We start from the raw sequence: 22,109 nt of genomic DNA, 5'->3' as shown, positions 1-22,109 counted from the left end.
TATTTCCGAGTCCAGCCATGATCCTCGCCCTTAGCCTTGTCTTGCCCCTCCTGATCGGTGCCGCCCTCGGCCTGGCCGGTGGCATCTTCGGCATCGGCGGCGGCATCATCGCCATCCCGGTGATGACCGGGCTGTTCGGCATGGACCAGAAACTCGCGCAGGGCACGGCGCTGGTCATGATGGTGCCCAACCTGAGCATTGCCCTGTGGCGTTACTGCCAGCGCCAGCCGCTGCCAAAGCTGCGCACCGCCTTGCTCATGCTCTGCTCGGTGACGGCCACGGCCTTGACCGCCCACTACGCGAGCAATCTGGCCTCCAGCGAACTGCGTCGCTATTTCGGCGCCTTCCTGCTCTGGCTGGCCGTCCACAGCCTGTGGTCCCTGCGCGCTGGCCGCTCACGCTGGTCGTTCGCGTTACCGGAGCGGCTGATTCCGCTGGTCGGTTTGATCGGCGGCACCTGTCAGGGACTGATCAGCATCGGCGGCGGCATGATCACGCCGCCCATTCTCGTCACCTTTTTCCGGCAAACGCAGGCCATGGCACAGGGCTTTGCCATTGCGCTGGTCACCCCCAGTTCCATCGTCGCCCTGCTGACCTTCACGAACGCCGGGCTGGTCGACTGGAAAACCGGGGTGCTGTTCGCCTTGGGTGGTGCGCTGACCGTTTCCTACGGCGTCCGCATCGCCCATCGCCTGCCCGAGCGTCGTCTGCGTGTCGCTTTCGCGCTGATGCTGGTCGCCACCGCGCTGTGGATGATCTGCCTCGGCTGAGTTTTGGCACAATGGCGGCTCTGCCTGAACACCGCCGTCAATGAACCCCGAAGACCTGCTCCTCCTCGTCACCCGCGCCATGCCCTTCGGCAAGCACAAAGGCACGCTGATCGCCGACCTCCCCGGCAACTACCTCAATTGGTTCGCCCGCGAAGGCTTCCCGCCCGGCGAAATCGGCCGCCTGCTGGCGCTGATGCAGGAGATTGATCACAACGGGTTGTCGGATTTGCTGAGACCGTTGCGGCGGAAGTAGCAGGTACTTGTTTGTCTATTTGCGAATGACGTTTTGAGCTCAATTTGCAAGCGTCATCAGGCGGAGTTCGGCCAGCTGTCGCCGTTCAATGTTTCCAGAAAGCGGTTAGCCCAACGACAGTGTTACATCTGAAAGCGGCCAGGCGGTCTCTGCGAGCAGATCGGTCGATGTGGTTGCCCGGCACGTCTAGAACGAAAGCGCGATAGATCTTTAATTGACCCAGTAGCATGCGCGTAAGGTACGAGAGCGACGAAAAACCAATACCGATGTCATCGAGCGCAAAGCTGTGTCTGGTTAACCCGCATCACTATAGCGGCACCCATATCGGCAAGGTCGTGACTGACCCCGGCCCGTAAGTGACAAGGGGTCCGCTGGCAGGCAATTTGCCCGACGTGAGCGCCGATATTGCCCGCCCCCTTGCCAGGCGCTTCCGTCCCGCGTTCATATCCCTAGAATCCGGACTGACAGCACGCAACCCCATTCAACATCCCGGAGAAAACGTATGACATGTTCCAACCGCCGCCCTTTCTTCCTGGCGTTTGCCATTTTTCTGCTCATCTGCCTTTCCCCGGTGCAGGCCGACGAGCAGATGGACACCATTCGCAAGCGTGGCCGGCTGCAAGTCGCCGTCTACAATAATTTCCCCCCTTATTCCGATGCGGGAAAAGGCATTGACGTCGAACTCGGTCAGGCCCTGGCCGCTAAACTCGGGCTCCAGGCCGAGATCATCGGTTTCATGGTTGGCGAGGACATGAACGACGACCTGCGCAACATGGTCTGGAAAGGCCACTATCTGCGCGGCAATCCGGCTGACGTGATGATGCGCGTGCCGGTCGATGCGGAATTCGCCAAGGCCAACGACAAGGTGCGTATTTTTGCCCCCTATCATCATGAAGTGATGGGGATGGCACGGGTCGCCAAGCGCATTCCGGCCCCCAGCGGTTCGGCTGCGGTCGCGCTCGAAGTGTTCACCCGCGAGAAAATTGGCGTCGAAGTCGACTCGCTGGCCGCCTCCTTTCTCGGAAGCGTGCTACATGGCAGGCTACGCTCGAATGTCGTGCATTTCCTTTCAATCAGAGAGGCCGCCAAGGCACTCGGCGAAGACAGCATTTCGGCCATCATGGCGCCGCTCGGCGAACTTGAGGGCAACCTCGCCGGCGACACCCGCTTTGCCATCGGTGAAGCGAAGCTCGGCGAACTGAGGCCGAAGAGCTGGCTTGTCGGCATGGCCGTCAAGGCCGAGGCGGATGAACTCGCAGCCGCATTGTCCGGCGCTCTTTCGGAATTGCAGAAGGATGGCACGGTGGCCGCGATTTTCGAGCGTCACGGGGTGACCTTGCACACACGCTGACACCGTCCGCTCGGCGGACACGCGACGAATGGCTGCAAGACTCCTGTTCTAGCCGTTCAGATTATCAATACCTGGGCTGAAAAAATGCGCTTATATAAACATCTGCTATTGATGGTTGCCACCATCGTTCTCACGCCAGTCTTTGCCGGCGATATCGACTGGCCAACTTATGGTCTGGATCACAGCAACCGGAGGTATTCCGGGATTGACCAGATCAACACCGGGAACGTGAATAAGCTGAGCAGGGCGTGGACTTACCAGAGTGGAATCAAGGCGACGTTTCAGGCGACGCCCATCATGGTTGATCGCACCATATTCCTGTCTCTGCCATTCAATCATGTCGTCGCGCTAGATGCCGTTACAGGAAGACAGTTGTGGCGCTATGACCATCAGCGCAAAAAGGATTATCCAATGTGCTGCGGTCCGGCGAATCGTGGTGTAGCGGTCGCTGATGGCAAGGTCTTCATTGGCACCGTGGATGCCCGTTTGATTGCGCTGGATGTGCAATCCGGGAAAGTTCTATGGGATATTGAAGTAGCGGACGCTGGTAGCGTCAAAAGCGAGTCCATTGCTTCCCTGAAGGATTCTGATCCACTCAGAAAGGCCGGCATTGCCGGGCAATCCGGCGTCGGTATCGCCATGGCGCCCGTGGTTTACCAAGGCAAGGTGCTCATCGGGGTGACCGGCGTTGGCTTCGGCCTGCATTTGGATTCCGACCGGGATGGCGCGCCACTTGGTACCGTTGTCGGCTTCGCAGGCAGCTATGGACGGTCTGGATTCCTGGCGGCGTTTGATGTGAATACAGGGAAGCGCATCTGGCAGTTCGACACGATCGCCCCGGTCAATTGGGAAGGTGAATTCAGTCAAACGACGCCCGATGGCATAACTCTTCATCGGGATATCGAGAAGGAACGGGCAGATTTGTCGAAGTATCCTGAGGCAGCTAAGTATGGTGGAGGCTCGGCGTGGTCTACTCCGGCGATAGATGCCAAGAATGGTTTGTTGTACTTCGGTACTGGCAACCCATCCCCCCAGATGGATGGCACTTCAAGACCTGGAGATAACCTATATACGGTCTCCTTAGTCTGCTTGGACGTCAACACCGGAAAAATTCGCTGGCATTACCAGCAGGTGCCGCACGACCAGTGGGGCTATGACGTGGCCAGCCCGGCAGTCCTGTTCGATTACCCTCATAGAGGAAAACTGGTACCGGCTGTAGGCCAGGCCGCCAAGATCGGCTGGTACTATATTCATAACCGCCTGACCGGCGAGTTGCTGCTCAAATCGGAAGAGTTCGTGGCTCACCAAAATACCTTTACCAACCCAACTCCGGAAGGCCAGGTGATCTTGCCAGGCGTGCTTGGTGGGGTTAGTTGGTCGCCGACCTCTGTGGACGCGAAGAAACTGGTTGCGTATGTGCCGGCGATCCACTGGCCGGTCAAATACACCAAGAGGGTTCTTCCCGCCTCGCCAAGCAAGCCAGCAGTGGAATACACGACACTTGAACCACTGATGGATGTCCCGCGTTGGGGCGTGTTGTCGGCGATTGATCTGGCATCGGGGAAGGTCAAGTGGCAACGCAAGACGGCGCAGCCATTGGTGGGCGGCTTGTTGGCGACCGAGGGCAATCTTGTCTTCATGGGCGAGGGCGGGGGGAGATTCAATGCTTATGACGCCACGACTGGCCAAGTGTTGTGGAGCGATCAATTGGACGCTGGGGTAAATGCTCCTCCGATTACTTATCAGATCGATGGTGTTCAGTATGTGGCGGTCGCTGCCGGCGGCAATCAGATTTTTGGATACAAGGCTGGAGATATGTTCCAGGTCTATAAGCTGAATCATTAGAGTGCTTGGATAAATCGGAGTGATTGCGATGAAAATGAAGTCGATCAGAATGCCCAACAAACTCATTTGCGCCACCCTGTTTGCCCTGGGCCTCGCCGCCGCCGCCCAGGCCCAGACGGCCGGCGTGGCTTATATCTCGAACCAGAATGGCGGCATCGGTGTCCTTGATCTGGCGACACTCGAACTGACCGGTTCATTCGAGGTCGGAGCCAAGGGGCCGCGCGGCATCGGCGTCACGGCCGACGGCAAGTATCTGGTTACGGCCAACAAGGATGATGCCAACGTTTCAATCATCGACCTGGCCACCCGCAAGGTCGTCAAGCAGGTCAAGATCGGCAAGAATCCGGAGTTCGTCCGCGTTCTCGGCGACAAGGCCTTTGTCACTTACGAACCCAGTTCCAAGGGCGGTCCGCCACCCAAGCCCGGTGCCGTCGTGGTCGAGGAAGACGACGACGATGACAAGGTGCCGGCCCGCATCGCCATTGTCGATATCAGGAAAGGCAAGCTGCTCAAGGAAATTACCAGCGGCCCGGAAACTGAAGGTATCGAGTTCACACCCGACGGCAAGCGGATGATCGTCACCAACGAGGCCGACAACACCATTACCTTGCATGACATCCGCAGCGGCAAACTGCTCAAGACCGTCCCGACCAGCAAGTACGGCGACCGGCCGCGCGGCATCAAGGTATCGCCGGACGGCAAGCGCTATGTCGCGACGCTGGAGTTTGGCAACAAGTTCCTCATCCTCGACGACAAACTTGACCCGATCAAGACGGTGGAAACCGGCAAGACGCCCTACGGTATTGCCTTTGATCGTACCGGCCAGCGCATTTTCGTCGCCGCGTCGCGGGCAAATACGCTGCAGGTTTTCGATGCAGCGTCACTTGAGAAAATCAAGGAGATTCCGAGTGGCGAGCGTTGCTGGCACTTCACCTTTACCCCGGATGACAAGCAGGTTCTGCTGACTTGCGGTCGCTCCGACGAGGTGATCGTGATCGATACCAAGACGCTGGAAGTGACCAAGAGGATTGCCAACAAGGGCATGCCCTGGGGCATCGTCACTTATCCGAAGGCGTTTGGCAGCCTCGATCAGCCTTGAGGCCACAGGCTCACCGGAATCCCGCTAGTCAGGCTAATCGATCAGTTTGAGCTTCATGGCCAAGCGGGCGAGTTCGATATCCGTCCTGACGCCCAGCTTGGCCTTGATCTGGTAGTGAACGTTCTGCACGGTTTTGGGACTGATACTGAGGATGTTGCCGATTTCCTCGACGCCATGGCCGCCAAGAAGCAGGCGGAGGATTTCGAATTCCCGTGGATTCAGCTCTTCCGCCGGATTGCTCTCACCCTGCAGCAGAATCAAGGCCATCTCCGGCGCGATGTCCGGGCTCAGTACTTTTTCCTTGCGGGCGACCTTGTACACGGCCTGGATGAGCACATCCGGACTGCTGCTCTTGGTCACGTAGCCGAGGGCGCCGGCACGGATGGCCTGTGCCGCGAAAAGTGGGTCGCGATGCATGCTGAAGGCCAGGATACGGGCATCCGGCTGGCGCTGAAGTATACGGCGGGTGAGTTCGATGCCGCCCATGTTCGGTAGTGACAAGTCGAGAATGATCAGGTCGGGCTCGAATTCCCGCAGTCGTTGCAGAGCCTCTTCGGCGGAATCGGCCTCAGCCTCGACGCGCAGGTCGGCGCGGCGTTCGAGGAGCCGGCGATAGCCTTCGCGGACGACGGCATGGTCGTCGACCAGGAGAATGCGGATCATGACGCTTCCTTCCCTGCGGTTTCATCGGCGCCCGCCAAGGGCAGGGAGACGCTGACGAGGGTTCCTCGCGGCGGTGCCGGCAGGATGCTCAGAGTGCCGCCCAAGGCCAGGACCCGTTCTTCCATGCCCAGCCGCCCGAAGCCGCCCGGCTTTCCGGACTTGCCTGAGCTTTCACGGGAAGCACTGCCCTGGCCGTCGTCGCGAATCTCCAGCACCAGGCCTGCTGGCCGGCGCTGCAGTATTACCTCGACCCGATCAGGCTGGCCATGGCGCACGGCATTGGTAATGCTCTCCTGAATAATTCGGTAGAGGCTGACGTTGATGTTGTTCGGCAAGTCGCCAAGCGCTGGGTCAGCGGCGAGCGTGAAACGGGTATCCCGGCAGCGCTGATTCCAGCCCGTGATCAACTGTTCCAGGCTGGGCAGCAGCCCGAATTCTTCGAGGCCGATGGGCCGCAAGCGATGGAGAATCTGTTGCAGGGCTTCCATCATGTGCTCGACGGTCTTAACGATGGAATCTGCGCAGGGACGTAGGGCAGGTACGGCTTCGTCGGCCAGCTCCCGGGCAAAGGCTGCTTCGGCATTGAGGGAAGCCAGATACTGACCAAATTCATCGTGGAGCTCCCGGGCCAGGTGCCGGCGTTCCTCCTCACGGACCGACAGCAATCGGTGCGCCAGGCGTTGCTGGCTGTGGATAGTATTTTCCAGACGGTTGGCCAAATGGTTGAAGCCCTCGCCGATACTGTTCAGTTCAATCAGAGCGGAGTTCGGCATGCGGGCGCTGAGATCACCTTGCTCCATTCGTCTGAGGGTGCCAAGAATGGCCTCCGAAGGTGCCAGGGCATTGCGTACCGGGCGATAGACGAAAAAGCTGAGGAGCAAAATCATCACGCTGACTGCCAGGAGATTGCCAAGCTTCCTAGCCAATTCCTGCACTTCGCTGCAGTAATTGGGTGTGACCACCAGTTGCCCGGCGGTGACGCCTGGATAATGGCCAATGCTGTCCAGATATGCCATATCGCTGCCGATTACCCAGCGCATGAAGTCGTCCACGGGGCCGGGCAGCTTGGTTGCTTCGGCAAAACATTGCCGGTACATGGTATGGCTATGGAAATCGGTCATCTCAATGCAGAAATTGAGTACTTGGCCGATCGCCTTTAAGGCGGCCAAGTCGAGGTTAAGCTCGGCCAGGGGCGCGTTGTAGACCGAGTAATTGCGATTGATCTCGTCGGCGATAAGCAGGCGGATGGCAATGCCAGTGCGCTGAATGTCGCTGCGGATGCGATAGCGGGCCTCGAGCAGCGTCACTGCGGCCCCGACGAAAAGCACGATCAGGGCAAACAGGCTGACGCGAACAAGGAGATGGCGCTTGAGGTCAAGCGGGCGCAATGGGGGAGAGGCGAACATGGTCAGGCGGTAATCGTCGATGTGGACATAGGATGCCTCAAAACTGTCGGGTAAATTGCCCGACGTTAACCCGGACAGGGGCGCGTAATTTTCCACTTTGTGGAGCGCGCCAGAGGGTTCTTTCTTACATTCGGATCGGCAACCCGGAGAAACAGCACACCCTGAGCAAAGGAGCGACCGGGATGATGTGTGATGAGCTTCCCGCAGCAGCGGCATCGGGTGCTTGCAGTTTTAATCAAAATAGACCGATGTGAGGCTACAGCTTGGATGTCGGATTCGCCTTCAGCACAGGATAGATTCCACCAGCAAGCCGAATGTCTCTTCAAGGCACACACCAGACCAACCATCGCTTCTAAATCCCCTCAACAAAAAGGAACCCGAGAGGTTCCTTTTTGTTGGGCAGCTATCCCGCTGATTGTCCCAATCACCACGGTCAACCGGAATATTTGCCCAAAATTGAAATGCCGGTTGCCCGGCATTTCGCGGCTGATTTTCTGGTTTATTTCGCACCGAACTGCTCACGCAGGCAGGCTTTGTGTTCCGGGCCGATTTTGTCCTGACAGGCGGCGCGGGCTTTTTGGTGTTGCTCGCAGCGGGCCTGGTTCGGGGCTTTGCTGCAGTCGACCGGCGGCATTTTCTGTTGCATGCATTGGCGGAAGGCGGGGCCGGTCTGGCCTTGGCATTCCTTGTAGGCCATCTTGCGGGCTTCGCATTGCTGCGGGTTGCCGGCTTTGGTGCAGTCGAAGTTCTGCCGCTGTTCCTGCATGCATTGCCGGCGTTGCGGGCCGGTGGTGTTCTTGCAGGCTTCCCGGGCCTGGGTGCGGGCTTCGCGCTGGGCGGTGCAGGCGGCCGGGTTCTGGGCCTGGCTGCAGTCGCGCGGGGCACGGGCGCGCGGGCCGGCGCCTTGCATCATCCCGCCGCCGGGGCCCATGCCGTTCATGCCGCCGCCCATTCCTCCCGGGCCTTGAGCGGGCTGGGCGCTGGCCGGCAGGCAGATCAGGGAAGCCAGCAGGGCGCTGGCGATCATCATCAGGCGGGTTTTCATTTTTCGCTCCTTGCGAGTGGGGTACAGCTTCATTCTAGGTGCATGAAATGGAATGTTCCCGGCAAGTTGTAAAGGTCTGCAAACAGAGTGCTGTCTGCTTACAAATCGTTACCTGCTGCGTGCTATATTGCCGCGCATGAGTGACAAGAATATCGGCGAACACCGCCTGGCACTGACCGAAGTGCTCGACTGGATGGTGGAGGATGGGCTGGTCAGCCGGGAGGCGGCTGATGCGCTCAAGAGCGAGCGTCGCCTGCATGGCGGCAAGACGCATCCGCTGATCGTCATCGCCGATCAAAAGTGGCGACAGGCTGGTCCGCCCACCCGCCTGCTTACGCTGGAAGTGCTGACCGAATGGCTGGCTGGCCGGGTCGGCCTCGACTACCAGCATATCGACCCGCTCAAGATCGATTTCACCGGCGTTGCCGAAGTCATGTCCAGCGCCTATGCCGCCCGTTTCGGCATCCTGCCCGTGCAGGTGACGACGCGCGAGATTGTCATCGCGACGGCCGAGCCCTTCGTTCGCGAATGGGTCGAGGAGTTGCAGCAGATCCTGCGCAAGCAGATTCGCCGGGTGATGGCCAATCCCGAGGACATCAGCCGTTACCTCGTCGAGTTCTTCAATCTCGCCAAATCGGTCAAGAAGGCCAACGCCCGGGGCGATGTGACTTCCGGCCTGTCGAGCTTCGAGCAACTGGTCGAGCTGGGCAAGGCCAACAAGCAGTTCGACGCCAACGACCAGCACATCGTGCACATCGTCGATTGGCTGTGGCAGTACGCCTTTGACCAGCGCGCTTCCGACATCCACATCGAGCCACGGCGCAATCTCGGCATCGTCCGCTTCCGCATCGACGGTGTGCTGCATCAGGTTTACCAGATTCCGATGGCGGTGATGAACGCGATGACGAGCCGTATCAAGCTGCTCGGCCGCATGGACGTCATCGAAAAACGCCGGCCGCAGGACGGCCGGATCAAGACGCGGACGCCGGCCGGGCAGGAGGTCGAGCTACGTTTGTCGACGCTGCCGACGGCCTTCGGCGAAAAGCTCGTGATGCGGATTTTCGACCCGGAAGTGCTCGTTCGTGACTTCCGCTCGCTGGGCTTTTCGGATGAAGACCAGGCGCGCTGGAAGCAGATGACCTCGTCGCCGAACGGCATCATCCTGGTGACCGGACCGACCGGTTCGGGCAAGACGACGACGCTGTACACCACGCTGAAACAACTGGCGACGCCGGAAGTGAACGTGTGCACCATCGAAGACCCGATCGAAATGGTCGAGGCTTCGTTCAACCAGATGCAGGTCAGCCCGGCCATCGACCTCGGCTTTTCCGACGGCGTGCGCGCGCTTATGCGGCAGGATCCGGACATCGTCATGATCGGCGAAATCCGCGATCTGGAAACGGCCGAGATGGCCATCCAGGCGGCGCTGACCGGTCACCTCGTGTTGTCGACGCTGCACACCAACGACGCACCGTCGGCCATCACCCGCCTGCTCGACCTCGGCGTGCCGGCCTACCTGATCAACTCGACGCTGCTCGGCGTTATGGCCCAGCGCCTCGTCCGTACCCTGTGCCCGCACTGCAAGAAGGCCGTGACGCCGCGCGAAGAGCAGCGCGCCGCCTGGCGGGCGCTGGTCGCCCCGTGGAAATCGGCCGAACCAACCCAGATCTGGCAGCCGGTCGGTTGCCTGGAATGCCGGATGACCGGTTATTCCGGCCGGGTCGGTGTCTATGAAATCCTGGTCAATTCGCCGGAAATTCGCCGCATGATCAAACCGCTCACCGAGATTCCCAAGCTGCGCGAACAGGCCTTCCGCGAAGGCATGCGCCCGCTGCGCATTTCCGGCGCGCTCAAGGTGGCGCAGGGGATCACTTCGCTGGAAGAGGTTATCAAGGTCGCTCCGCCGTCGGATGACAGCTAGGCCGGCATTTCAATTTTGGCCGTTTTTTCCGGTTGACCGTGGGACTGGCGGGCAATCGCATAACTACGGATGGTTTTTCTCCTCCCCCTTCAAGGGGGAGGTCGGGTGGGGGATGGGTCTGAAGGAAGCCGATCGTGACTGCCGCCGAATAACCCATCCCCACCCCGGCCCTCCCCTTGAAGGGGAGGGGGACTAGTCGCGCGATTGCGCGGGGAAGAATTGTTTGGGGGCCAGATTTTTCCCTAAATCAGGCTCGATTTGCGCTTTACCGCGTCGACATAGGCCATCGCATCCATCGGCTGGCCCTGGCTTTGGGCGCGCCAGATCGTTTCGCCCAGGCAGTCGAGCAGCACGTGTTCGGCGTCATGCGGGTCCATGCGGGCGCGCAGTTGCTCGAAGGCCATGCGGATGCCCGGCGGCTGGTCGATGCTGACCTGCTCGTGGATGGCGAGGTGCAGCGAGAGGTGGAGGAAGGGGTTCATGGCCCCGCCTTCCGGCGTCCATTCCTTGTCCACTGCGCCTTTCGGATCGTTGAGCAGCGGGTGGTATTCCGGGTGGCGGGCGGCGATGTCGGCGGCGGTGACTTCGGCGCCGACCAGCGGCAGGCGGTCGACGTGCTTTTTCCAGGCATCGCAAAAGAAGAGGCGGACCTGCTCGCGGGAGGGATTAAACATGAGCGCTTTCGAACATTAAGGTGAGTGCAGTGTTGTGGAACAGGCGGTTGGACCCGGCCAGCGGGGCGATTTGCCCGGTGCCGTAGGCGCCGAGCAGCGGCGTGCCGGGGAAGGTGTCGCGGAAGGCGACGAGGTCGCGGTCGTCGTTGCCGTAGAACAGGGGACCGCGGCCGATGCAGGAAAACATCAAGGCGAAATTTGGCTGTTTTCCCGGGTTGACCGTGGCAGTGAGCACTTCCCGCATGTCCTGCTCGGCGGCGAGCGGCTGGCGGATGGCCCAGGTGATCGTCTCGCCCTCGTTGAGGTTTTCGGCCAGGGTCAGCGAACCGTCGGCATTGGCCGAGAGGATGGCGATACCCGGCGCGTCGGCCTGGCGCAGCGCGACGATGTGGTGCAGCGGCGGGCGTTCGCGCAATTCGGCCGGCAGGGCGCGGCGCAGGCTGTCGACGGCGCTGTGGCCGCCGACCCGGCGCAATTCGTAACCGGCGCATTGCTCGACAGACTGTGCTTCGCTGAGCAGGCGCAGGCCGGATGAGCGGGCGATGCGGGCGTTCACCCCGGGCAAGCGAAACTCGGCACAGGCGTTTTCTGCCGTGCGGCCATGCGACCAGACGGCGGCATCGGTGTCGAGCAGGCCGACTCGCGCGGCGCCTTCCTGCCATTCGAAAGGCAGGCGGCTGTGGCCGCTGAATGAGAGGAGCGGCGATTCTGCCGATAGTTCGCTGGTCGGCGCTGCATAAACGAGGGCCGCTGCCGCCGGTTGATCGAGGCGCCAGCCGCGCTCGGTAAACAGCCCGCTGGCCGTGCCGCCGCTAACCGCAAGGCAGCCGGCAGCGCGCGCCGCGGCGAGTACGGCAGGTTGCGGATTGCGGTTGAAATCGTGGGTCAGAAGCAGGATGACGTTATCGGCGCGTTCCAGCCCGGCGGCGGCCAGCGCTGCCTGGACAGCCTCATGAGCCAGTTCCGCTTCCGGTCGCTGGCCCGAAACGAGGGCGCTGCCAGCTTTCATACGCTCTTGCTCCGGTAGCTGCACAGGTCGAGCACGACGCAGCGGCCACAGTCCGGCTTGCGCGCCTTGCAGACGTAGCGGCCGTGCAGGATCAGCCAGTGGTGGGCGTCCTTCTTGAATTCTTCCGGCGTCACCTTGAGCAGCTTCTTTTCGACTTCTTCGACCGTCTTGCCGGGGGCCAGCCCGGTACGGTTGCCGAGGCGGAAAATGTGCGTGTCGACGGCGATGGTCGGCTGGCCGAAAGCCGTGTTGAGCACGACATTGGCCGTCTTGCGGCCGACGCCGGGCAGGGCTTCGAGGGCCGCGCGGTCGTCCGGCACCTCGCCGTCGTGCAGTTCGAGCAGCATGCGGCAGGTGGCGATGACGTTTTTGGCCTTGGTGCGGTACAGGCCGATGGTTTTTATGTATTCGGTCAGGCCCTCTTCGCCGAGCGCCAGCATGGCGGATGGCGTTGGCGCGACCGGGTAGAGCCGCGCCGTCGCCTTGTTGACGCCGACGTCGGTGGCCTGCGCCGACAAAATGACGGCGATCAGCAACTGGAAGGGCGTGGCGTAGTGCAGCTCGGTCGTCGGCGCCGGATTGGCGTCGCGCAGGCGGCTGTAGAACTGCTCGATATTGGCTTTTTTCACGGAGGGGGGGCGAGAGTGGATTGTCAGGCGCAGCGGGATGCGCCATATTGTCACAAACAATTCTACCCGACAGAGAAGGGAGACTCCCATGCCGCGTGCGACAGATGGCAACGTCATTGCCTTGAAACAGTTGGTCGAAGGCAACCCGGTGGCGACCATCGTCATCGATGCCGAGCACCGGGTCGCGCACTGGAATCGTGCCTGTGCCGTGCTGACTGGCGTCGCGGCCGAGGACATGATCGGGAGCTCCGATCAATGGCGGGCGTTCTACGACACATCGCGGCCGATCCTTGCCGATCTGGTCGTCGATGGCGCGCAGGAAGCTGCCATCGACCGGTTTTATCACGGGAAATTCAGACATTCGGCGCTGATGGACGATGCCTTCGAGGCGGAGGACTTCTTTCCGTCATTCGGCCAGGGTGGCCGCTGGCTGTTTTTTACGGCGGCGGCCATTCGCAACGCGGCCGGCGAAATTATTGGCGCAATCGAAACGCTGCAGGACGTCACGGAAAGGCACCGGGCCGAGGTGGCCTTGCGCGATAGCGAGGCCTATCTGGCGCAGATCGTCGATGGTTCGTCGGTGGCCATGCTGGTCATCGATGCCGGGCACCGCGTCACGCACTGGAACCGCGCCTGCGAGTCGATGACCGGGACGCTGGCGCGCGACGTGATCGGCACCAGTGACCAGTGGAAAGCCTTCTATGCGTCCAAACGTCCGATCATGGCCGACATGGTCCTCGATGACGCCAGTGAAATTGCCGTCGACCGGCTCTATCACGGACGTTTCCGGCCCTCCTTGCTGATTCCCGGGGGCTACGAAGCCGAGGATTTCTTCCCGCATTTCGGTGACCGGGGGCGCTGGTTGTTTTTTACGGCTGCACCGTTGCGCAACGCGGCGGGCGAGGTGATCGGCGCGCTTGAAACGCTGCAGGATGTCAGCGAGCGCCGCCGTGCCGAGGAGGCGCTGCGCGAAAGCGAGGAGCGTTACCGCAGCCTGAGCCAGACCGATTCGCTGACCGGCCTGTACAACTCCCGCTATCTGCGCGAACGCCTGCCCGGCGAGCTCGAGCGGGCGACGCGCTATGGCCGGCCGCTGTCGATGCTGGTTATCGACTGCGACAATTTCAAGAGCATCAACGACTGCTATGGTCACCTTGATGGCGACAAGGTATTGCAAAGCCTGGCCGAGGTGATCCGACATTGCCTGCGCCGTTCGGACAGTGCTTATCGTTACGGCGGCGAGGAATTTGTCGTGCTGCTTCCGGAGGCCGACGCGATGGCGGCCATGACCCTGGCCGAACGTCTGCGCGGCATGTTTGCGGCGCAGGAAACGCTGGCGACGAACGGCGAAATAATCCGCTGCACCATCAGCATCGGCGTTTCCCGGCACTTGCCAACCGACAATGAGATCAGCCTGATCCGGCGGGCTGACGAAGCGAGCTATCGGGCCAAGGAGCGCGGCAAGAACTGCGTCGTGCTCGAAGGTTAAAGAGCCGGAACCCGCGCCCGGCGCATTTCATTTTTGGCCGATTTTTCCGGTTGACCGTAGCAATGGGCGAGCGCTTTCGCGCGCCCGCAACTGGCCGCAGCCACCATCGACATCCTGCCCGGCCGAGTTGCGTACTGTCGTCCGGATGCCTTGGGCGTGCAGGTAGCGCGTCAGTTCGGTAATCCGCTCAAGCGGTGGGCGCTGGTAGGACAGCGCCGCCGTGGCGTTGTACGGGATCAGGTTCATGATCGCGTACTTGCCGGTGAGCAGGCGAACGATGCCGTCCATTTCCTCAAAGCTGTCGTTGATGCCGTCGATGAGCGTCCATTGGTACTGGATCGGATAGCTCGTCGTCCGCGCGTAATGCTCAGCCAGTTCGACCAGTTCGGCCGGGTCGATGCGGGAAGCCTTGGGCAACAACTCGGCGCGCAGTTCGGCGCGGGTCGAGTGCAGTGAAATGGCCAGCGCCGGCTTGACGGTTTCCTGCGGCAGCCGCTCGAAAACGCGCAAATCGCCGACCGTCGAGAACACCAGGTTCTTGTGCCCGATGCCGCCGGCCGTACCGAGCAGATCAATCGCCTCGAGCACGTTGTCGATGTTGTGCGACGGCTCGCCCATGCCCATGAATACAACCCGCGTGACCTTGCGCCGGGCCCGGCCGAGGATGACCTGGGCGACCATCTCGCCGCTGCTTACCTGACGCAGGAGGCCATCGCGGCCGGTCATGCAGAAAGTACAGCCGACGGCGCAGCCGATCTGCGTCGAGATGCACAGGCCGTCGCGCGGCAGCAGCACGCTTTCGACGGTCTGGCCATCGGCCAGTTCGACGAGCAGGCGCGACGAACCATCCTCGCCCGGGTGCTCGGAGCGGACGCGGGCCAGCGCCGAGAGTTCATCGTGCAACCCGGGCAGCGCATTGCGCAGGGCAAGCGGCAGAAAGGTTTCCGGCGGATGGCGGCTTGGCCCGGCATCGAGCGGTTTGCCCTGCGCCCAGGCGCGCATGACGCGGTCGACGTGGCAATCCTTGGCGCCCGTTGCAAACAGGGCTTGGCGGATGGTTTCGATGCGCATGCGGGCGTTTCCGTCAGGCCCGCAACGGGCCGCCGGGAATGATCAGTGGCAACCGGCCGTGGCGACCGGGGCTGGCGGCTTCAGCTTGGCGCGCGCGGCGGCACGGGCTTCGATCCAGTTTTTCCAGGCAATCATGCAGCCAAGCAGGATAAAGGCGCCGGGTGGCAGCAGGGCGAGCAGGAAGCCGGGATAGCTTTCCGGCAGCACCTGGATCGGTTGCAGACTCGGGAAAACCATGTCGATGCCGCCGAGGATGGTGCCGCTACCGAGAAATTCGCGCATGGCGCCCAACAGGCCGAGCGTCCACAGCATGCCGATGCCCATGAAAATGCCGTCAAAACTGGCCTGTGCCGGCGCGTTCTTGGCGGCAAAGGCTTCGACGCGGGCAAGCACGATGCAGTTGGTGACGATGAGCGGAATGAAGATGCCGAGCACGAGGTAAAGCTCATGCAGGTTGGCGTTGAACAGCAGGTCGACGACGGTGACCAGAGCGGCAACGATCAGGATGAAGACCGGGATGCGGATTTCATGCGGTATCAGGTTGCGCAGTGAGGCGACGGCAAAGCCCGAGATGGCCATGACGATGATCGTGGCCAGCGACAGCATGATGCCGTTGACGGCATTGGTGGTGACGGCGAGCAGTGGGCACAGGCCGAGAATCTGGACGATGGAGGTGTTCTGCTTCCAGATGCCGTTGCCGGCGATGGTCTTCAATTCATCACGCGTGATCATTTGGCGGCTCCTTCAGCGAACAGTCGGTCACGATTGGCTTCGGCCCATTGGACAGCCTTGAGCACGGCTTTCGAGACTGCTCGTGGTGTCACGGTGGCGCCGGCGTGATAGTCGATCTGGCCGCCATCCTTCTTGAGCTTCCAGTCCTTGTCGGCGACCTTGGCCAGCGACATGCCGTTGAATTGCGTGATCCACGGCCGGGCCTTGTTCTTGTCCTTCTTGATCTCGACGTAATCGCCGAGTCCGGGCGTTTCCTTGTGCTGGGTCACGCGCACGCCGGCGACTTCGCCATTGGCGCGCATGGCAATGATCAGGCGGATCTTGCCGGCGTAACCATCGGGGGCGACGGCTTCGAAAATCAGCGCGACCGGTTGGCCACCCTGGCGGGCGCGAAACAGCGTAGTCGGGTCTTTCAGGCCGAGCTCAGGCGTTGCCGGCAGGGCGACCGTATCTTCGAGCAATGCGTTGTCGTACTCGGTGCGCGGCAGCACTTCGTCGACCAGTTTCATTTTTTCTTCGGTCGCCGAAGCTTCAATGGCCGGCTTGGTCCACAAATAGGCGGCGGAGAGCAGGCCGGTAAAAATGGCCACGAAAACGAACAGCGTCGCTGCCGTGCGGGCAGCCATGACGGGTGCGGTGTATTCCTTCGGCGCGCTGGTCATGCCTTGTCCTTCATGCCGAAAACCGGGGGCTGGGTGAGCAGGTCGATGACCGGGGCGGACAGGTTCATGAGCAGCACGGCGAAGGCGACGCCGTCCGGATAACCGCCAAAAACGCGAATGATGTAGGCGAGCAGGCCACAGCCGGCGCCGAAGATCAGCTTGCCGCGCGGCGTCGTGCAGCCGGAAACCGGGTCGGTGGCGATGAAGAAAGCGCCGAGCATGGCGCCGCCGGAGAGCAGGTGAAAGAGCGGACTGGCAAACTGGCTCGGGTTGTAGAGCCAGAGTGCGCCGGAAATCAGGCTCAGGGAAGCGACGAAGGCGAGCGGCACGTGCCAGGTGATGAGCTTGCGATGCCAGAGCCACAGGCCGCCGAGCAGGTAACCGGCAGCGACCCATTCCCAGCCGCGACCGGCGAAGTTGCCGTAGATGTCCTGGTTGGCGAGCAGCGTGCTGACATCGAAACTGCCTTCGCCGAGCTTGAGGGCGGTCTTCATCGCATCGAGCGGCGTCGCGCCGGTCAGCGTATCGACGCGTGGTGCCCAGCCCAGAATGATGTTCATCTGGTCAATCAGGCCCAGTTGCAGGCCGACGCTTGGCCACTGCGACATCAGCGCCGGGAAGGCGACGATGCACACGGCGAAGGCGACCATGGCCGGGTTGAACGGGTTCTGGCCGAGTCCGCCGTAGAGGTGCTTGGCGACGACGACGGCAAAGACGGTGCCGGTGACGACCAGCCACCACGGCGCCAGTGGCGGAAAGGTCAGGGCGATCAACCAGGCGGTGACGATGGCCGAGCCGTCGGTCAGGAAGAGGGCCAGCGGTTTGCCGCGCAGCTTGAGCATGATCGCTTCGGCGAGCAGCGCGGCGAGCGTGGCGATGACCAGCTGAACCAGAATGGCCGGGCCGACCAGGCTGGCGTAGGCGGCAATGCCTGGGATCAGCGCGACGCAGACCTGGATCATCACCTGGCTGACGCTGACATCTTTGAGAAGGAAGGGGGCGGGGGCGAACATTACTCGGGTTTCTCGCTGGCCGGGGTTGCCGGCTCGGGCTCTATCAGGTGGGCGGCGATGCGGCGCGCCTCGATGTCGGCGGCAGCCTTCTGCTGGTCCGCCGACAGGTTTTCGGTGTTCTTCGGTTGAACGGCTTCGCGCTGTGCCTTGGCTCGCGCCATGGCGGCCTCAATCGTTGCGCGTTTTGCCTCTTTTTCCGGGTTGACCGTGGCAGCGGGTGCATCGGCAGTGACTGCCGGCGAAGCGGCCGTATCGGCGGCCGGCGCGGCGCCGCTTTCGGCTGCCGCTGCTGCCGCTTCGGCCGCCTTCTTGGCGGCTTGCGCGGCGGCGGCCTTGGCCAGCTTTTCAGCCTTGTCGGCCTTTTCGCGCTCTTCGCGATACTGCTTGAACTCGAAACGCGTCTTGGCCTGGTCGGAGGCATTCTTTTCGCGTTCGCGTGCCCAGATTTCGCTCTTGGCAAAGCGGAAATACTGGACCAGCGGGATGCGCGACGGGCAGACGTAGGAGCAGCAGCCGCATTCGATGCAGTCGAAGATGTTGTATTCCTGCGTCTTGCCGAAATTCTTGGCGCGCGAGAACCAGTACATCTCGAACGGTTGCAGTTCGTGCGGGCAGGCCCGGGCGCAGGCGCCGCAACGGATGCACGGCATCTCCGGGGCCTTGGGCGGGAACAGCCGGTCGTCGTGGGCGATCAGGCAATTGGTCGTCTTGACCACCGGCACCTGCGGGTTGGGCACCAGGAAACCCATCATCGGGCCGCCCATCAGGATGCCGTCGGTGTCCGGGTGCGGCTGGGCGAGGGCGAGCAGTTCGTCCATCGGCGTGCCGATCAGGACTTCGTAATTGCGCGGCGCGTGGACATTGCCGGTAATGGTCAGGATGCGAGAAATCAGCGGCTCGCCGTGGGCGACGGCGCGCCAGGCGCTGTAGGCGGTGCCGACGTTGAAGACCTGGACACCCATGTCGGCCGTCGACCGCATCGAGCCCGGCACTTCCTTGCCAGTCAGCACGCGGATCAACTGCTTGGCACCACCGGCCGGGTAAAGCGTCGGCACGGCAACGACGGAAAATGGTTCTTTTTGGGCGTCGACCGCGGCACGCATGGCGGCGATGGCTTCCGGTTTGTTGTCCTCGATGCCGATCAGCACCTTTTTCGGTTGCAGAAGATCGCGGAAAACAGCGATGCCGCGCACGACTTCATCGGCGCGCTCGCGCATCAGCAGGTCGTCGCAGGTGATGAAGGGTTCGCACTCGGCGCCGTTGATGATCAGCTCATCCATCGGCACGCCCGTGGACGGTGTCAGCTTGCCGTGGGCCGGGAAACCGGCGCCGCCGAGGCCGACGATGCCGCATTGCTGCAGGTGATGGAAGACGTCGGCCGGCGCTGCCGCCTTGTGATCGATCGGCGTGCGGGCGATCCACTCGTCCTTGCCATCGGGTTCAATGACGACGCACAGCGAGTCGAGGCCGGACGGGTGGGGGCGGACATGCATCGCCACCTCGACCACGGTGCCCGATGTCGGGGCATGCACGGCGGCGGAAATCCAGCCGTCAGCCTCGCCGATCATCTGGCCCTTGAGGACATGATCGCCGGCGGCGACGATCGGCCGCGGCGTGCCGCCGATACTCTGGTGCAACGGTACGACCAGCCGCGAAGGCATCGGTGCCTGGGCAATCGGCAGATGGTTCGATTGCAGCTTGTTGCTCGGCGGCTTGACGCCACCCTTGAACTTGAACAGATTCATCAGCATCAGGCTGCTGCCTTGATCTCGACGACCGGGTATTTCCATTTCCAGTTGTCGATGGTTTCGGGGATGACTTCCATGTGGATGCACTCGACCGGGCAGGGCGGCAGGCATAGTTCGCAGCCGGTACATTGCTGGGCGATGATGGTGTGCATCTGCTTGGCGGCGCCGACGATGGCATCGACCGGGCAGGACTGGATGCACAGCGTGCAACCGATGCAGGTGTTCTCGTCGATGATGGCGACCTGCTTGGGCTTTTCTTCGGCGTCGAGCGGCTTGACTTCGCGCCCGAGCAGGTCGGCCAGACGCTGCACGCCTTCGGCACCGCCCGGCGGGCACTTGTTGATTTCCTCACCATTGACGATGGCTTCGGCATAGGGCTTGCAACCGGGAAAGCCGCACTGGCCGCACTGGGTCTGCGGCAGGATGGCCTCGATCTTTTCGACCAGCGGGTCGCCTTCGACCTTGAACTTGATCGCGGCAAAACCGAGCAGGGCGCCCAGCACGATGGCCCCGAGGGCCATGATGGCGATGGCGAGCAGGATGTCCATTATTGGTACTTGTCCAGGCCGGCAAAGCCCATGAAGGCCAGTGCCATCAGGCCGGCGGTGACCATGGCAATGGCGACGCCGCGAAAGTGGGTGGGGACGTCGGCGCCTTCGATTCGTTCGCGGATACCGGCGAAGAGGATCAGGACCAGCGAGAAGCCAACCGCGCTACCGGCTCCGAAGAGCAGCGAGTCAATGAAGTTGTAGCCGTTCGAAACGTTGAGCAGCGGCACGCCGAGCACGGCGCAGTTGGTCGTGATTAGCGGCAGGTAGATGCCCAGCGTCTGCTGCAGCGTCGGCGAAGTCTTGGCGATGACCATTTCGGTCAGCTGGACGATGGCGGCGATGGTGACGATGAAGGACAGCGTGCGCAGGTATTCAAGCCCGAACGGCATCAACAGGTAATGGTCGATGATGTAGCTGGCGCCGGTCGCCATGGTCAGCACGAAAGTCGTGGCGGCGCCCATGCCGTAGGCGGTTTCCAGTTTTTTGGAAACGCCCATGAAGGGGCAAAGACCGAGAATCTTCACCAGCACGACGTTGTTGACCAGCACCGCGCCGACGAGGATGAATAAGTAGTGGCTCATAAATTAGGCAAACTTGAGGCGCGTATTATCGGGCTTTGCTGCAGTGCAAACAACCGCGCGCTGCTTGTGGCTTTAGCTGGTTTTCCGCATGACGTGGGCCAAGGTTTCCGCCACTTCGGCCACCAGGTCGGGGCCGCGGTAGATGAAACCGCTGTAGAACTGCACCAGGCTTGCGCCGGCGCGGATTTTTTCGGCTGCATCTTCGCCGCCCATGATACCGCCGACGCCGATGATCGGCAGTTCGCCAGCCAGGGCAATCGACAGCTTTTTCTGTACGGCGGTCGATTTCTCAAAAACCGGCTTGCCCGACAGGCCGCCGGTTTCGGCGCCATTCGGCAGACCTTCGACGCCGTCACGCGACAATGTCGTGTTGGTGGCGATCACGCCATCGAAACGGTGGCGGCGTAGCGCGTCGGCGATGGCGGTGATCTGCTCGTCGTCGAGATCGGGGGCGATCTTGAGGGCCATCGGGACGTATTTGCCGTGCTGCTCGGCCAGTTGCAGCTGTTTGGCCTTGAGTTGGGACAGCAGGTCGTCGAGTGCTTCATCCTTTTGCAACTCGCGCAGGTTCTTGGTGTTCGGCGACGAGATGTTGACGGTCACGTAGCTGGCGTCGTTGTACACCTTGTCGAGGCAGATCAGGTAGTCGTCGGCGGCTTTCTCGATCGGCGTCGTCGCGTTCTTGCCGATATTGATGCCAAGGATGCCGCCCTTTTTGGGGAATTCGGCGCGGCGGACGTTTTCCAGCAACTTGTCGACGCCGGCGTTGTTGAAGCCCATCCGGTTGATGATGCCCTGCGCTTCCGGGATGCGGAACAGGCGCGGCCTCGGGTTGCCATCCTGCGGGCGCGGCGTGATCGTGCCGATTTCGATGAAGCCGAAGCCGAGCTTGGCCAGCGCATCGATGTGGTCGCCGTTCTTGTCGAGGCCAGCAGCCAAACCGACCGGATTCGGGAACTTGAGGCCCATGACGTCGACCGGACAGGCGGCGACCTTTTTGGCGACCAGGCAGGAGAAGCCGGCGGCGTTGAGAAAATCGATGCCATTCATGCCGATGCCGTGGGCAGTTTCAGCGTCGAGGGCGAAAAAGAACTTGCGGATGAGGGGATAGAGCATAGTGGGGCAGGATTTTACCGCATTGCGGGGGGGGCGTTTGGGTTCCGTGTTCGGAACTATGGGGATAATCCCTGCTCTGTTGGGGCAAATTGGCATGGGGTTCCGCCCTTGCGGGGCGTCTTACTTTTTCTTGCTTCGCCAAGAAAAAGTAAGCAAAAAGAAGGCGACCCTGGGTCGGTGCCGGCTGCGCCGGTTCCCTGCGCTACTCGGCAGGCCGGGCGGCTGCGGAACTCGGGGCTTCGCCCCTCAAACAGTCTTCGCCGAAGGCCCCCGGCCTTCCTGCGTTGCTCGGCACCTCTCAAGGGGCCCGGTGAAACGATCCGTGCTTTAGCTTGGGTGCCTGAATGGCAGATTTCATTTTTGGCCGTTTTTTCCGGTTGACCGTGGAAGTCTGCTTTTTCGGCAAAATGGTTGAGCCCGGACGCCTTTGGGGTCCCCGTGGAAGGCGCTGAGCAACGCAGGCGGGCCGGGAGCCTTCGGC

At 61.8% G+C, this 22,109-nt stretch carries 21 protein-coding genes; 7 read left to right on the top strand and 14 right to left on the bottom strand.

The genetic code is table 11. From position 1 onward, the window contains the following. The first annotated feature begins 17 nt into the window (after positions 1–17). From KI610_RS16505 to KI610_RS16485, 5 genes are all read left to right on the top strand, one after another. Complete coding sequence (locus KI610_RS16505; RefSeq protein ID WP_226496044.1) at positions 18–770, top strand: sulfite exporter TauE/SafE family protein; 753 nt, start codon at positions 18–20, stop codon at positions 768–770. A gap of 40 nt (positions 771–810) precedes the next feature. Continuing rightward, positions 811–1,023 carry a DUF3820 family protein gene (locus tag KI610_RS16500; protein ID WP_226496043.1) on the top strand — a complete coding sequence of 71 codons (213 nt, stop codon included), beginning with the start codon at positions 811–813 and terminating at the stop codon, positions 1,021–1,023. Between the two features lie 502 nt (positions 1,024–1,525). Next, a complete protein-coding gene (locus KI610_RS16495) occupies positions 1,526–2,374 on the top strand; it encodes a transporter substrate-binding domain-containing protein (protein WP_226496042.1) in 849 nt (282 codons plus the stop codon). A 111-nt stretch (positions 2,375–2,485) separates the two neighbouring features. Next, positions 2,486–4,219 carry a pyrroloquinoline quinone-dependent dehydrogenase gene (locus KI610_RS16490; protein ID WP_226496041.1) on the top strand — a complete coding sequence of 578 codons (1,734 nt, stop codon included), beginning with the start codon at positions 2,486–2,488 and terminating at the stop codon, positions 4,217–4,219. A gap of 49 nt (positions 4,220–4,268) precedes the next feature. Continuing rightward, positions 4,269–5,318, top strand: coding sequence for a YVTN family beta-propeller repeat protein (locus KI610_RS16485; RefSeq protein WP_226496040.1), 1,050 nt, complete (start codon positions 4,269–4,271; stop codon positions 5,316–5,318). Positions 5,319–5,351: 33 nt separating this feature from the next. On the opposite strand, the gene KI610_RS16480 is transcribed toward KI610_RS16485, so the two are convergent. The 3 genes from KI610_RS16480 to KI610_RS16470 all read right to left on the bottom strand — a co-directional run bounded on the left by KI610_RS16480 (position 5,352) and on the right by KI610_RS16470 (position 8,432). Next, the gene (locus tag KI610_RS16480) at positions 5,352–5,981 is read right to left on the bottom strand and encodes a response regulator (protein ID WP_226496039.1); all 630 of its coding nucleotides are present in this window, start codon (positions 5,979–5,981) and stop codon (positions 5,352–5,354) included. Then, complete coding sequence (locus KI610_RS16475; protein ID WP_226496038.1) at positions 5,978–7,483, bottom strand: sensor histidine kinase; 1,506 nt, start codon at positions 7,481–7,483, stop codon at positions 5,978–5,980. The genes KI610_RS16480 and KI610_RS16475 overlap by 4 nt, the downstream gene beginning before the upstream one ends. Before the next feature lie 403 nt (positions 7,484–7,886). Next, positions 7,887–8,432, bottom strand: a complete 546-nt coding sequence (locus KI610_RS16470; protein ID WP_226496037.1) for a hypothetical protein — start codon at positions 8,430–8,432, stop codon at positions 7,887–7,889. A 136-nt stretch (positions 8,433–8,568) separates the two neighbouring features. On the opposite strand from KI610_RS16470, the gene KI610_RS16465 reads away from it, so the two are divergent. After that, entirely contained in the window at positions 8,569–10,353 is a 1,785-nt protein-coding gene (locus KI610_RS16465) for a GspE/PulE family protein (protein ID WP_226496036.1), read from the top strand. Positions 10,354–10,595: 242 nt separating this feature from the next. Here KI610_RS16465 and KI610_RS16460 read toward each other — a convergent pair whose 3' ends face one another. Genes KI610_RS16460 through nth form a run of 3 tightly spaced genes read right to left on the bottom strand, consistent with a single transcriptional unit; the run spans position 10,596 to position 12,665 of the window. Next, positions 10,596–11,027 (bottom strand): DUF1841 family protein, encoded by a 432-nt coding sequence (locus KI610_RS16460; RefSeq protein ID WP_226496035.1) that lies wholly within the window; start codon positions 11,025–11,027, stop codon positions 10,596–10,598. Next, a complete protein-coding gene (locus KI610_RS16455; RefSeq protein WP_226496034.1) occupies positions 11,020–12,036 on the bottom strand; it encodes an FIST C-terminal domain-containing protein in 1,017 nt (338 codons plus the stop codon). The genes KI610_RS16460 and KI610_RS16455 overlap by 8 nt, the downstream gene beginning before the upstream one ends. Further along, positions 12,033–12,665: an endonuclease III gene (nth, locus tag KI610_RS16450; protein ID WP_226496033.1), complete on the bottom strand. Its 633-nt coding sequence runs from the start codon at positions 12,663–12,665 to the stop codon at positions 12,033–12,035. The genes KI610_RS16455 and nth overlap by 4 nt, the downstream gene beginning before the upstream one ends. 88 nt (positions 12,666–12,753) lie before the next feature. On the opposite strand from nth, the gene KI610_RS16445 reads away from it, so the two are divergent. Next, positions 12,754–14,154, top strand: coding sequence for a sensor domain-containing diguanylate cyclase (locus KI610_RS16445; RefSeq protein WP_226496032.1), 1,401 nt, complete (start codon positions 12,754–12,756; stop codon positions 14,152–14,154). A gap of 27 nt (positions 14,155–14,181) precedes the next feature. Here KI610_RS16445 and KI610_RS16440 read toward each other — a convergent pair whose 3' ends face one another. From KI610_RS16440 to KI610_RS16405, 8 genes are all read right to left on the bottom strand, one after another. Then, positions 14,182–15,225, bottom strand: coding sequence for an RNA methyltransferase (locus KI610_RS16440; RefSeq protein WP_226496031.1), 1,044 nt, complete (start codon positions 15,223–15,225; stop codon positions 14,182–14,184). Between the two features lie 42 nt (positions 15,226–15,267). Next, positions 15,268–15,957 (bottom strand): electron transport complex subunit E, encoded by a 690-nt coding sequence (locus tag KI610_RS16435; protein ID WP_226496030.1) that lies wholly within the window; start codon positions 15,955–15,957, stop codon positions 15,268–15,270. Continuing rightward, positions 15,954–16,619 (bottom strand): electron transport complex subunit RsxG, encoded by a 666-nt coding sequence (gene rsxG, locus KI610_RS16430; protein ID WP_226496029.1) that lies wholly within the window; start codon positions 16,617–16,619, stop codon positions 15,954–15,956. Before rsxG ends, KI610_RS16435 begins: the two co-directional genes overlap by 4 nt. Next, the gene (locus KI610_RS16425) at positions 16,616–17,632 is read right to left on the bottom strand and encodes an RnfABCDGE type electron transport complex subunit D (RefSeq protein WP_226496028.1); all 1,017 of its coding nucleotides are present in this window, start codon (positions 17,630–17,632) and stop codon (positions 16,616–16,618) included. The genes rsxG and KI610_RS16425 overlap by 4 nt, the downstream gene beginning before the upstream one ends. Then, positions 17,632–19,383 (bottom strand): electron transport complex subunit RsxC, encoded by a 1,752-nt coding sequence (rsxC, locus tag KI610_RS16420; protein ID WP_226496027.1) that lies wholly within the window; start codon positions 19,381–19,383, stop codon positions 17,632–17,634. Before rsxC ends, KI610_RS16425 begins: the two co-directional genes overlap by 1 nt. Further along, positions 19,383–19,928, bottom strand: coding sequence for an electron transport complex subunit RsxB (gene rsxB, locus KI610_RS16415; RefSeq protein ID WP_404827418.1), 546 nt, complete (start codon positions 19,926–19,928; stop codon positions 19,383–19,385). The genes rsxC and rsxB overlap by 1 nt, the downstream gene beginning before the upstream one ends. Continuing rightward, positions 19,928–20,512: an electron transport complex subunit RsxA gene (rsxA, locus tag KI610_RS16410; protein ID WP_226496026.1), complete on the bottom strand. Its 585-nt coding sequence runs from the start codon at positions 20,510–20,512 to the stop codon at positions 19,928–19,930. Before rsxA ends, rsxB begins: the two co-directional genes overlap by 1 nt. A 72-nt stretch (positions 20,513–20,584) precedes the next feature. Beyond that, positions 20,585–21,628, bottom strand: coding sequence for a quinone-dependent dihydroorotate dehydrogenase (locus KI610_RS16405; RefSeq protein WP_226496025.1), 1,044 nt, complete (start codon positions 21,626–21,628; stop codon positions 20,585–20,587). Between the last annotated feature and the right edge of the window lie 481 nt (positions 21,629–22,109).

The organism is Ferribacterium limneticum (assembly GCF_020510565.1).
Lineage (GTDB): Bacteria > Pseudomonadota > Gammaproteobacteria > Burkholderiales > Rhodocyclaceae > Azonexus > Azonexus limneticus_B.
Note: the sequence above shows the minus strand (reverse complement) of the source record. Positions and strands in the feature narration are given on the sequence as shown.